Source organism: Enterobacter sp. ZOR0014, assembly GCF_000798855.1.
GTDB classification, from domain to species: Bacteria; Pseudomonadota; Gammaproteobacteria; order Enterobacterales; family Enterobacteriaceae; genus Enterobacter; species Enterobacter kobei.
Genome location: NZ_JTLF01000399.1, coordinates 1 through 365, shown reverse-complemented (window position 1 = coordinate 365; position 365 = coordinate 1). Strand labels below are relative to the sequence as shown.

The window sequence follows — 365 nt, the reverse complement described above, 5'->3', positions numbered from 1 at the left end:
AGCGGTACCAGCTGAACGGATTATCGTCCCGCTCTTCCCGCACCAGATTATTGCGGTCGTCATAATCCCAGCGGCGGGACCAGCGGCGCGGCGACGGGCGGTGAGCATTGCCGGTAAAGACCTCCCGGCGATGCAGTCGTCCAAGGCGGTCGTCCAAGGCGGTCGTACTCGCTGCGGGTGGTCAGCAGCCCCTGGGTGCGGCTGGTTTCACGGTGGAGTTCGTCGCGGGCAAAGTCGGAGACCGACAGCTTATTGAGAACAAGGTGAGCAAGGCAAGAAAGAATCAGGCAAGATGCGTGAGAAAGAGAAAGATTACATCGTTAAAGATGGCGATGTGATGAACTTCCTGTTTAACGTCTGATTCG

General features: G+C 57.5%; 2 pseudogenes. One reads left to right on the top strand and one right to left on the bottom strand.

Features of this window, described 5'->3' with window-relative positions:
• Positions 1-257 (bottom strand): annotated as a pseudogene (locus L977_RS24205) (RHS repeat domain-containing protein); the annotation flags it as partial.
• Positions 258-259: 2 nt separating this feature from the next.
• Between L977_RS24205 and L977_RS24200 the strand changes: the two are divergent.
• A pseudogene (locus L977_RS24200) lies at positions 260-361 on the top strand (DUF933 domain-containing protein); the annotation flags it as partial.
• Positions 362-365 lie beyond the last annotated feature (4 nt).